The sequence below is a fragment of the Acinetobacter sp. YH12112 genome (assembly GCF_013418945.1).
GTDB classification, from domain to species: Bacteria; Pseudomonadota; Gammaproteobacteria; order Pseudomonadales; family Moraxellaceae; genus Acinetobacter; species Acinetobacter indicus.
Genome location: NZ_VPBA01000058.1, coordinates 1 through 10,416, shown reverse-complemented (window position 1 = coordinate 10,416; position 10,416 = coordinate 1). Strand labels below are relative to the sequence as shown.

Annotated in this window: 10 protein-coding genes and 3 pseudogenes; 8 read left to right on the top strand and 5 right to left on the bottom strand. The window is 37.2% G+C overall.

Going from position 1 to position 10,416, the window contains the following annotated elements:
* Positions 1-75: pseudogene (locus FTU50_RS14410) on the top strand (IS6 family transposase); the annotation flags it as partial.
* 171 nt (positions 76-246) lie between these two features.
* Here FTU50_RS14410 and FTU50_RS14405 read toward each other — a convergent pair.
* The 3 genes from FTU50_RS14405 to FTU50_RS14395 all read right to left on the bottom strand — a co-directional run bounded on the left by FTU50_RS14405 (position 247) and on the right by FTU50_RS14395 (position 2,237).
* The gene (locus FTU50_RS14405; protein ID WP_004281879.1) at positions 247-441 is read right to left on the bottom strand and encodes a heavy-metal-associated domain-containing protein; all 195 of its coding nucleotides are present in this window, start codon (positions 439-441) and stop codon (positions 247-249) included.
* Between the two features lie 469 nt (positions 442-910).
* Positions 911-1,792, bottom strand: coding sequence for a copper resistance D family protein (locus tag FTU50_RS14400; RefSeq protein ID WP_005105846.1), 882 nt, complete (start codon positions 1,790-1,792; stop codon positions 911-913).
* A 64-nt stretch (positions 1,793-1,856) separates the two neighbouring features.
* The gene (locus FTU50_RS14395) at positions 1,857-2,237 is read right to left on the bottom strand and encodes a copper resistance protein CopC (RefSeq protein ID WP_004681441.1); all 381 of its coding nucleotides are present in this window, start codon (positions 2,235-2,237) and stop codon (positions 1,857-1,859) included.
* A gap of 351 nt (positions 2,238-2,588) precedes the next feature.
* On the opposite strand from FTU50_RS14395, the gene FTU50_RS14390 reads away from it, so the two are divergent.
* The 3 genes and pseudogenes from FTU50_RS14390 to FTU50_RS14380 all read left to right on the top strand — a co-directional run bounded on the left by FTU50_RS14390 (position 2,589) and on the right by FTU50_RS14380 (position 4,642).
* Positions 2,589-2,831, top strand: a complete 243-nt coding sequence (locus FTU50_RS14390) for a DUF2789 family protein (protein ID WP_004281876.1) — start codon at positions 2,589-2,591, stop codon at positions 2,829-2,831.
* Between the two features lie 233 nt (positions 2,832-3,064).
* Positions 3,065-3,361 (top strand): annotated as a pseudogene (locus tag FTU50_RS14385) (copper-transporting ATPase); the annotation flags it as partial.
* Positions 3,358-4,642: pseudogene (locus FTU50_RS14380) on the top strand (MgtC/SapB family protein). The pseudogenes FTU50_RS14385 and FTU50_RS14380, both read left to right, overlap by 4 nt.
* A 38-nt stretch (positions 4,643-4,680) precedes the next feature.
* Here the strand turns inward: FTU50_RS14380 and FTU50_RS14375 are convergent.
* Together FTU50_RS14375 and FTU50_RS14370 are read right to left on the bottom strand one after the other, a co-directional pair.
* Positions 4,681-6,081 carry a heavy metal sensor histidine kinase gene (locus FTU50_RS14375; RefSeq protein ID WP_160232245.1) on the bottom strand — a complete coding sequence of 467 codons (1,401 nt, stop codon included), beginning with the start codon at positions 6,079-6,081 and terminating at the stop codon, positions 4,681-4,683.
* Positions 6,074-6,754: a heavy metal response regulator transcription factor gene (locus tag FTU50_RS14370; protein ID WP_005180717.1), complete on the bottom strand. Its 681-nt coding sequence runs from the start codon at positions 6,752-6,754 to the stop codon at positions 6,074-6,076. The genes FTU50_RS14375 and FTU50_RS14370 overlap by 8 nt, the downstream gene beginning before the upstream one ends.
* A gap of 148 nt (positions 6,755-6,902) precedes the next feature.
* On the opposite strand from FTU50_RS14370, the gene FTU50_RS14365 reads away from it, so the two are divergent.
* The 4 genes from FTU50_RS14365 (at position 6,903) to FTU50_RS14350 (ending at position 10,294) form a co-directional block, all read left to right on the top strand.
* On the top strand, positions 6,903-7,199 hold the full coding sequence (locus FTU50_RS14365) for a hypothetical protein (RefSeq protein WP_005006338.1): 297 nt from the start codon (positions 6,903-6,905) through the stop codon (positions 7,197-7,199).
* An 89-nt stretch (positions 7,200-7,288) separates the two neighbouring features.
* Positions 7,289-9,142 (top strand): copper resistance system multicopper oxidase, encoded by a 1,854-nt coding sequence (locus FTU50_RS14360; RefSeq protein WP_005180719.1) that lies wholly within the window; start codon positions 7,289-7,291, stop codon positions 9,140-9,142.
* Positions 9,129-10,049 (top strand): copper resistance protein B, encoded by a 921-nt coding sequence (locus tag FTU50_RS14355; RefSeq protein ID WP_180055238.1) that lies wholly within the window; start codon positions 9,129-9,131, stop codon positions 10,047-10,049. Before FTU50_RS14360 ends, FTU50_RS14355 begins: the two co-directional genes overlap by 14 nt.
* Before the next feature lie 23 nt (positions 10,050-10,072).
* Positions 10,073-10,294: a hypothetical protein gene (locus tag FTU50_RS14350; protein WP_005180724.1), complete on the top strand. Its 222-nt coding sequence runs from the start codon at positions 10,073-10,075 to the stop codon at positions 10,292-10,294.
* Positions 10,295-10,416 lie beyond the last annotated feature (122 nt).

Here is a 10,416-nt window from a genome sequence, read left to right as displayed (position 1 = left end):
GGACAAGCATCGTCATTTTATTATGGTCAGCCTCAGGGTGAAGTGTGTCTAATCAACAGGGTTTTCGGTCTCTAAGTACTTTTTAAAGGGAACATCATCGACTCAAATCTCTATTTGCAACAGTGCCGATTAGGGGGAATTCAGGGATTACTTTTATTTCAAGCAAGTACAGGTTTTATCTGTACGATGAGGAAAATAAGAGAGAGTAAAAGTGGTAAGGAATTCCCACTGTTACTCTAACAGAGATTAAGCAGGATCAGCTGTAAATCCACGCTCACTGAGAGTGGCAATGACTTGATCCTGACTCACCGTTGTGTTGATTTCAACAATACGGTTTTGTAAATCAATATCGAGTGAGGCATTCGAGTCGAGCTCTTTAATTGCGGTAGTAATGCCGCGTGCACAACCACCACAAGTCATATTAGCGATGTGAAATTTCATATGTTGCTCCTTTTTAACAAAACATTTGTTTAAAACATTAGAACAGTAACTCTAAACTTTCACCATACAACCAGCCTTTTTCTGAATCAGTTACTCGCTGTAACTTGGTCTGTTTACAACCTTACAGTTTTCTTCAGAGTATTCCAAAGAAGAGTGTTCTAATGACTACAGTAAAAGTACTTAACCAACATTAATGTGACTTTAAAATGACATTTTTGTCATCTACGATCACTCTGAAATTTATAAGATTAGTTATTTCAATCAATGGTAGTGAACTGAATAGATGAGACCGTTATGGGTTGAAGATAAGCTAAAAACCGGTGACTACCTTTATGTATAATGCCTCATGATGCGATTTTACTGTTCTGATTGTCGTAAGTTGGCAGTCCAGTAGAAACTTTATTGCTCAGCTACAAAAGATAAATGCAGTAATGTTAAATTTCCTCAATTCCCTTATTTTGAAATTCTCTTATTCAATACCCACGACAGTGGTTATATAGCCTGTTGTTAATAGAATTGATAGACCTAATAACATCTCAAATAAAATGGCATGACTAAGGTGTTTAGCGAATTTAGGATGTTGAAGACGCGGGGTGAAATACCATTTGTTGAAGGCAGCTAAAAGTAGAATACCTATAACAAAAAACATTTTAACCATGAAACCATAGCCATATGCAGTATTGATTAAGGTATTAAAATCCTTAATTAAAAGAAGAGCTACACTAGCGCCACAGGCGATTAATATCCCAACAATGAAAGCAGCAATACGTCCAAATACATGCATGCGATCTTTTAAAGGTAAACCACTTATTTCCCGGCTGGTTTTCCATAACGGATATAAAGACCCCATCCATAACGACATAACTAGAATATGGATTGATAATAAAATTTGAGCAAGTAAGGTTAAATTAGCGACATGTCCGAGCTGGGAAAAACTAAAAATAATCGGGAGAAGTAAAACACAAAATATTGAACTTTCAATTATAGAAAACTGACCTTTGTTCCTGTTAAGTTTAACCACCATGAGAAGAAGTAAAAGAGCAAAACTAATAGAACGAAGAACGTATATATACCCCGTCGGAGTATTAACCAATATATTAATATACGTGGGGTCCACCATCCCTGTAATACCAGTATTGGCAAAACTACCAATCAGAATAAAAAATCCCAAGGTACTGGAAATTAGGCCTAATCCAGCGCCAATTGTAATATATTTAAGAATCGATTCTTTTAGTTCAAGATATTGTCTAAGTAAAAAATAGCAAAAGGCTCCACCAACGACAAAAGCTACACTTAAATATAAAATAACCTTAGTTAACCAAGTGGCCCACATCCAATATTCAGAAATCATTATTTTTGTCCATTCTAGAACAACATGCCAGCACCTCACTGACATGTTGAAAGGTAATCAATTCTTATTTAGTTGATTTGATAGTGAAACTATATTCACCATTCATGTTGTGACCATCTTTCCCCATTGTTGTCCAGACAACGGTATATTTACCTTTTTTCAGTTTCGGAAGAGCGACATCAAAGGATTTCTTTAAGTCATGAGTAACTTTATATTTTAAAGGAACATCTCTTCGCTGAGCATCCAGTAACTTAATATTCATCAACATAACCTCTGCACCAAAGTTAAGGGTCAAGTTCTTTGGTTGACTAAGGATAGATGCATTTTCCGCAGGAATCGCACTCACTAAACTCACATGAGCGAACGTAGTTGTAGTAGCCACAATCATCGTTGCAGCTACTACAACATTACGTAGAGCAGTCATTTTATTTTGAAATAATTTCATTTACGTTTCCTCTTGATTCGTTAGTTCATTAGAGATGACTTTATAAAATCTATATTTAATGAGACCACATCATCTCCTCTTATATTTCAATTATTAGTGAGAGACAGAAACAGAGCGATGACTTCAAAATTACATTTTTGTCATTTTTAAAATTTAAAATCTTTAACTATTAAAATAATCTTATTGAAAAATAATGATCATTTAACAAACAAATTATGTAGGTGGTTGATTTATGAAATGTAGTAATCATTTTGTCTAAGAAAATAGTAGCTATTTAATTTTTTATATTTTAGTTTAAATATAAACATGTTATGTTTAATTTGATCTAATATAAATTTGTGGGCTAAGCACATGACTCAAACACGTCCAAGAATGACCAAATTATTTGAACAGCTTGGTTTAGCTTCTACTGAAGAAGCAATTGCAAAATTCATAGAGAGCCATCAGCTAGCTGGAGATGTTTTTTTAACACAAGCAATTTTTTGGACTGATGCTCAACGTCATTTTTTAGAAGAAAAACTACACTCTGATGGTGAATGGACGACAGTGATTGATCAATTAAATGAGTCTTTACATGAAAATTCAGTAAAATAATTTTCCGTTAGTATTAAGGATCTACATTCTTCCCTGCATTGAATACAACTCATTCATACAGTAGTACTGTTTTGGAGATGGAATCTCTATTATATAAGTAGTAGATTCCTTACTCTGAAATGGCTTTGTTGCATAAATATGTAAGCATCTGATTTAAATAAATTTAACTTTGGATCAAAAAATAATCAAAACTTCTAAAATCATATAGTTATGAAATCTTTGTGCAACAAAGCCTCGCTATGGGGACCGGAACTGATGTCGCAATGAATAGTGCCCAAGTTACGCTGGTCAAGGGAGATTTACGAGGGATTGCTGTTGCCCGTTCACTTTCGGAAGCTACTGTCGGCAACATGAAACAGAACCTCATGTTTGCTTTCCTTTACAATGCTTTGGGTGTCCCTATCGCGGCTGGCGTACTATATCCATTTACCGGTTGGTTGTTGTCACCGATGATTGCCGCCTTGGCTATGAGTTTGAGTTCAGCTTCAGTCATCACGAATGCCCTTCGCCTGCGAAATAAAAAGTTATGATAGAGAGTTCTTTTCTTCCACCAGATGTACCAGGTCTTATTGCAGCACTTGCCATCGGCCTGCTCATTGGTTTAGAACGAGGATGGCACGATCGTGAATTGCCCGAGGGCAGCCGAGTAGCAGGCCTACGTACCTTCACATTGACAGGATTGCTCGGAGGAGTGCTCGGTCATTTACAACCAAACTTCGGGCCTTGGCCGCTGGTCGCGGCCGTATTAGGGCTTTCCTTATTATTAACAGTGTCCTACGCGCGTACCGCAAAACTTTCCGGTAATCTAAGCGCTACCACGACGATCGCGATGCTGTTGACATTAGTTTTAGGTGCATATGCATCCCATGGTAATGTTACTTTAGCATTAACCGCGGCTGTAATCGTCGCTGTATTTTTGGATCTCAAGCCAACCTTACACGGTTGGCTACGCTTGATAGAGCATCGTGAATTAACCGCATCCCTGCAGTTGCTGGTACTTTCTGTCGTTATATTACCCTACTTACCCAATACGGGTCTGGGACCTTTTGCTGCATTAAATCCTTACCAGTTATGGTGGGCAGTGATCCTGATTGCCGGACTCTCTCTGGCAGGTCATTTTGCCATGCGGCTTACCGGTTCAGAAAGAGGCATATTCTGGACAGGTCTATTGGGTGGTTTGGCATCTTCTACAGCTGCAACTGTCGCACTGGCACGCTATACACGCCAGCACCCCGTCATGGTCAGTGCTGCTATTTCTGGAACATTGGCTGCCTGTGGCATCATGTTTTTTCGTATGGTTGTGCTGATAGGCGTCATTGAGCCAGCATTGCTAAGCACTTTTGGTGGTGCAATGATGATTGCGGGAATCCTTCTGCTGGGTATGGCATTGTGGAGACAACGCCAAATTACCAGCGCTGAAAACAACGATCGAACAATAGAAGCAATGGCTCCTTTTGATCTTGGGACAGCATTCAGCTTCGCTGCTTTCCTGGCTGTCATGGCAGTCTTGGTCCCGGCAGCAAAACAATGGTTGGGCACCAGCGGCATCTTCGTATTATCGACTATTTCTGGGCTAGCAGACGTAGATGCTATTTTAGTCTCACTTGCCCGCCTGCATAGTACTGAAGGCTTAACAACAAATGTGGCTGCTGTCGCGCTAGGGCTGGCCACACTGAGCAACATGTTAAGCAAAGCGACAATTGCATGGATGACAGGGGGGGGCACAGTTTGGCCGAGCTATCATATTTGGCTACACAATTGCCATGATAGGTGCTGGCGTAGCTCTGGCTCTCAGTTTGAGCTTTATGTAAGGTCAACTCGGGTAAATGGAAGATGTTCAAAAAATGAGTTAAAATGATTTCCCTTGCATGGATTCACTTTGAAAAACAATGGTAAAAATGATTCGACCATTGAGGGATTCAGCCTGGATGGTCGCCCCAAGCATATCAAGAATAGATTTTGTTATCGCGAGCCCTAAGCCGGTTCCTTCTTCTGTTCTTTGTCTAGATGCATCTGTTCGATAAAATCGATCAAATAACCTGGATAGTTGTTCAGGAGAGATTTCAGGGCCTTCATTTTCAATTGAAAATATTGTGTTATCTAAATTCTGTTGAAGTTTTATGCGTATTGTAGAATTCTTATTTCCATATTTAACTGCATTAGATAATAGATTGCTGAGTGCTCGACGTAACATAGCAGGATCACCTTTGACATTTCCAGATCCTGTTTGTTGAAGCGTCATATTTTTTTCGGCAGCTAGCGCATCATAGAAATCAAATAAGGCTGTAACTTCTTTAACCAGGTCAATATTCTGTAAGTTCTGTAATTTTAGGCCATGTTCTGCTTTTGCCAAGAAAAGCATATCGGATACCATTCGAGCCAAACGTTCTAATTCTTCTAAATTAGAAAATAGTACTTCTTGATAGGTACTGGTATCTCGTTTACGGGCAAGACATACTTGAGTTTGAGTCATTAAGTTATTAATCGGTGTTCTAATTTCATGCGCTAAATCAGATGAAAAATCGGAAAGCCTTTCTAAAGCTGATTCTAGTCTGTCGAGCATATCATTGAAGGCAATTGCTAATGATTTTAGTTCTGTTGGTGTGTGCTCAACTTCTAAACGTTCTGAAAGATGTTGGGCAGAAATGCCTTCTGCGACCTTAGCCATTTTTTGCACGGGTCTTAAACCTCTCCAGGTTGCAAACCAGCCTAAAAACATTAAACAAATCGTACCGGCTAAACCAATGTAAAAAAGTTGACGCTTAAAATCATTTAAAAAATGTAGATGTTCAGATGTATCGATCCCCACAATAATGCGTACAGATTGTATTTCAGTATTTTTGTTTATATCCGTGTTGTAGATCATGCCACGATAGGTCTTATTCTTAATTTTCCATTTAATCCAATGGTTATTTGCTGACTTGATTAACTGTTGAGTATTAATGATTGAAGGTGTTGAACTAAATAAAATCTGACCTGCCGGTCGTTCTATTTGGACCATAAGATCATGGTGTCCAACTAAAGCATCTTTCAAATATAGATCAAGTTCTGGAGAATTTTTAGGATGCTGTTGGAGAAGATTCTGAATAAGCTGGATTTTACCTTCTAATTGGGTACGATCTTGCGTTTCAAAATGATGCATCACTAATTTATGGATGAAAAACCCCATCATAATGAGAATGCATATAGTCGATAATGAGAAAATAATACCAATACGAAAACTGATAGATTTGAATAATTTATTATTCATCTTCTACCTCTAATACATACCCCATTCCTCGAATATTCTGAATTAACTTAGGGGTAAAATTACTATCTACTTTATTTCTTAATCGTTTAATAGCGACTTCAACTACATTTGTATCACTATCAAAGTTCATATCCCAAATTTGAGATGCAATAAGTGCTCTTGGTAGAATTTCACCTCTTCTACGCATAAAAAGCTCCATAAGCGCAAATTCTTTAGCCGTCAGATCAATGCGTTGACCTGCTCGTGTTACCCGACGTTTTCTCAAATCAAGTTCTAAATCAGCAATCTTAATAATATTATTATCTTCTCTTTGTTGCCCTCGTCTAAGGAGCGTTTTTATTCGAGCTAGAAGCTCTGCAAAAGCAAAAGGCTTAACTAAATAATCATCAGCGCCTAGCTCTAATCCTTTTACTCGATCTTCGATTTGATCTCGGGCGGTAAGAAAAAGAATGGGCATTGTTTTACCGCTGCTACGAATATCATTGATAATATTCCAACCATTTATTCCAGGTAACATCACGTCTAAAATAATTAAGTCATACTCTTCAGAAAGAGCTTGATGTTTACCCGTTAACCCATCTGTAACCCAGTCCGTAATATAGCCAGCTTCGGATAAACCTTGCTTGAGATAATCACCAGTTTTTTGTTCATCTTCAACTAATAGTATTCTCATCTCAGAATCCTAAGTTATTCATTAAAACTATAATAACGTTATAAAACATCTGATCGAGATAGATTACAAAAATGTCATTTTCAAGTCACTTAGATGTTCAGTGCTTCACTTTATTGTAGTAGCAAGAAATTAACTTTTAGAGAAACTTATGAAAACTGTAGTGCGTCGTAGTCTAACAATTTTAATGTGTGCTGGAACTTTAATTGCTGGTACTCAATCTTGGGCAAAAGATGTATCAACCTCAAGTGCCACTAAAACGGTAAAAGCACAGGAACCTTGTACAAAACCTTGTAAAATGGAAAAAGATGACAAGACTCAGCAAGATCATAGTCAACATCAGTCTCCTAACTCATCTGACATGTCAAAAATGGATCATTCTATGATGAATATGGACCATTCTAAAATGGATCATTCAAAGATGAATATGCCTGGTAGCAATAAATAATTTTATAAATAGCGAGAAAGAAGTATTAAAGTTTATACTAAATATTTGCTTTATTACTTCAATCTTGACCTTTCTAAAGGTGAGATAGAATGTCAAAAAAGTTAAGTCATATACTCTTAATTGGAGTTGGTTTATTTTCATCAACTTGGGTAATGGCGGCAGTTAAAGAATATGATTTAACAATCGCTGAACAAACTGTAAATATCACAGGAAAACCAGTTGAGAGAATTACTGTAAATGGTAAATTCGTTGCACCACTTCTTGAATTTGAAGAAGGTGATGAGGCCGTTATCCGTGTTCACAATAAGTTAAAAAATCAGGACTCTTCAATCCATTGGCATGGCTTATTATTACCTGGAATTATGGATGGTGTACCTGGATTTAACAAATTTAATGGCATTGCCCCTAATAAAACTTATGAATATAAGTTTAAAGTCCGCCAAAATGGTACTTATTGGTATCATTCACATAGTAAAGGACAAGAACAAGACGGTTTATATGGTGCTTTTGTTATTTATCCTAAAGATAAAACTCCACTAACAGCTGCTGAAAAAACCGATAAAGATTACGTTGTTTTGCTTTCTGATTTTCATAATTCAACAAGTGATCAAATTATGAAAAATCTTAAAAAAGAAGCAGATTACTATCAGAACCGTCGCGAAACAGTATTCGATGTATTAAAACAAGTTAAACGTGATGGATTAAAGGCAACTTGGCAAGACCGCTCTATGTGGAATCAGATGCGGATGTTGAAAACAGATATGTCCGATGTGACTGGTTATACATTTTTAATGAATGGCAAAACACCTCAGCAAAACTGGACCGGTAACTTCAAAGCTGGTGAAAAAGTTCGCCTTCGTTTTATTAATGCTTCCGCTATGTCATTCTTTGATGTACGCATTCCAAACCTAAAAATGACTGTAGTCAGTGCTGATGGTCAACCTGTAAAACCCGTTCCTGTAGATGAGTTCCGTATTGGTACTGCTGAAACCTATGATGTCATTGTGGAACCAAAACAAGCACATTACCAAATTGAAGCTGAATCTATTGATCGTACCGGTTTTTCAGTGGGAACATTACATGAAGAAAGCAGCCCAGCAGTCAAACAAATTGAGATGCCTAAATCTCGCCCTCGTGCTTTATTAACTATGGAAGATATGGGGATGAGCCATGACATGTCATCTATGAAAGATATGAATCACGATATGTCTTCTATGAAAGGTATGGATCATGATATGTCTTCAATGAAAGATATGAATCATGATATGTCTTCTATGAAAGGCATGAATCACGATATGTCTTCTATGAAAGGTATGGATCATGATATGTCTTCTATGAAAGGTATGGATCATGATATGCCGATGAATAGCGCTACTGTTAAGGCGGCTTCAGACAAGAATGATAATACCGTATTTGGATGGGCAAATGCTTCAACACCTGAAGGTAATAAAGCATTGCAATATAGTGATTTGCAATCGTTAGATCCTCAAAAAGACACTCGTGCAGCTGAACGTGAAATAGAGATCCGTCTTGGTGGAAACATGGAGCGTTATATTTGGACAATAAATGGTAAAAAATTTAATGAAGCCGACCCACTAGTGGTGAAGTATGGTGAACGTATTCGCTTAAAATTTGTCAATGACAGTATGATGGCTCACCCAATGCACTTACATGGCATGTTTATGCAGCTTGAGAATGGTCAGGATCCAAGCAATATGCCAAACAAACATACGGTAATTGTTCCACCTGGGAAAACGATAACCACTCTACTCACAGCTGATGAGTTAGGTGAGTGGGCTATTCATTGTCACCTGCTTTACCATATGAGTGCAGGAATGATGAATAAACTCATTGTAGCTCAAGTGGAAGATGGTAATTCTACAAAGACTGTTCCTCAGTCCCAAGTAAATGAGAAGGGAGTAAATCCACATGCACATCACTAATAATTTGTTTTCAAAAACAACTTTGATGATTGCGCTATTTGGATTATCAAATCTAACGTTCGCTAAAAATGAAACTCCTGTACAAGAAAGTAATATTACAAATGGTATGAGAGTCTTATTACAGGAGTCTGGTGGCTTAAGATATAGCCCCCAAGAATTGTATCCAGAATATTATTCAATGGAAAATGCAAATGGGGGAGATAATATTATTTTGACTGCAAGAAAGAGATCAGACGGATCTCACGATGATCATCTTAAAGAACATGGCGGACAAATTTATCAAGTAACAAAACTTGAAAATGCATGGATAGTTGATGAAGATGGTAAGGGTAAGCTAGGAACAAAGCTTGAAACTTTGATTGGGACAGATGAAAATCGTCTATTTATTGAAGCCAATTCGGAAAAGTCAGAAAGTAATGATCCAGAATATGCTGTATCAGCACTTTATAGCCGTAACGTAGCCCCATTTTGGGATGTACAAGCTGGGGTAAGATATAGTGAAGATAAAAATAACAGCAGCAGCGATCGAGTGGATGGGGTTATTGGTATATTAGGTCTAGCTCCTTATTTCTTTGAAACACAAGCATATTTTTATGGCGGTGAGAATAATTTTTGGGGAGCAAGTTTTGAATTAGAACGTGATTTGCTTTTAACTCAGAAACTTATTACTCAACCTTATATCGAAGCAGATGTAATATTTAGCGATGATTCTAACTATGCTGCAAAATCAGGTTTATCAGAACTAAAAACTGGTATCAAAACCCGATATGAGATTACTAAGCGAATTAAACCTTTCATTGATGTTGCTTACCAATATGAAAAAGGACAGAAAGCCACTTCTATGCAAGAGGCAACAGAGTCTGAAAAGGGATGGAAATATGGTGCAGGCATCGAATTAGTTTTTTAAAATAGTATGATTTGGATTCATGAATGGTAGCTTCGGCTACTATTCATGAATTATTACTATTTATTTTCGAATCTGTAAAACTAAAAAAGCTTAATTTTTGGTCTATTTTTATGCAGTGGTTAAAAACATGCTTAAAATTATCACTTATGAGAGTTTTTGATATGCCAACTAAAAAACCAACATCTGAGCGTGATATCGCTAAAGCAGCTGCTTATATATTGCAAGAAAGCTTTATTAAAGGGTAATCCCCCCTAAAAATAATAGGATCTAAAAGTAGAATTTTCTCTTAAGATACGAGCAGGAGATTCTGCATGAAAACATCTAAATTTACTGACAGTCAGATCATGTCCATCTTGAAACAGGCAGA

Coding starts and splice junctions, on each gene's coding strand:
- FTU50_RS14405 (WP_004281879.1), bottom strand. CDS start 441: ATGAAATTTCACATCGCTAATATGACTTGTGGTGGTTGTGCACGCGGC.
- FTU50_RS14400 (WP_005105846.1), bottom strand. CDS start 1,792: ATGATTTCTGAATATTGGATGTGGGCCACTTGGTTAACTAAGGTTATT.
- FTU50_RS14395 (WP_004681441.1), bottom strand. CDS start 2,237: ATGAAATTATTTCAAAATAAAATGACTGCTCTACGTAATGTTGTAGTA.
- FTU50_RS14390 (WP_004281876.1), top strand. CDS start 2,589: ATGACTCAAACACGTCCAAGAATGACCAAATTATTTGAACAGCTTGGT.
- FTU50_RS14375 (WP_160232245.1), bottom strand. CDS start 6,081: ATGAATAATAAATTATTCAAATCTATCAGTTTTCGTATTGGTATTATT.
- FTU50_RS14370 (WP_005180717.1), bottom strand. CDS start 6,754: ATGAGAATACTATTAGTTGAAGATGAACAAAAAACTGGTGATTATCTC.
- FTU50_RS14365 (WP_005006338.1), top strand. CDS start 6,903: ATGAAAACTGTAGTGCGTCGTAGTCTAACAATTTTAATGTGTGCTGGA.
- FTU50_RS14360 (WP_005180719.1), top strand. CDS start 7,289: ATGTCAAAAAAGTTAAGTCATATACTCTTAATTGGAGTTGGTTTATTT.
- FTU50_RS14355 (WP_180055238.1), top strand. CDS start 9,129: ATGCACATCACTAATAATTTGTTTTCAAAAACAACTTTGATGATTGCG.
- FTU50_RS14350 (WP_005180724.1), top strand. CDS start 10,073: ATGGTAGCTTCGGCTACTATTCATGAATTATTACTATTTATTTTCGAA.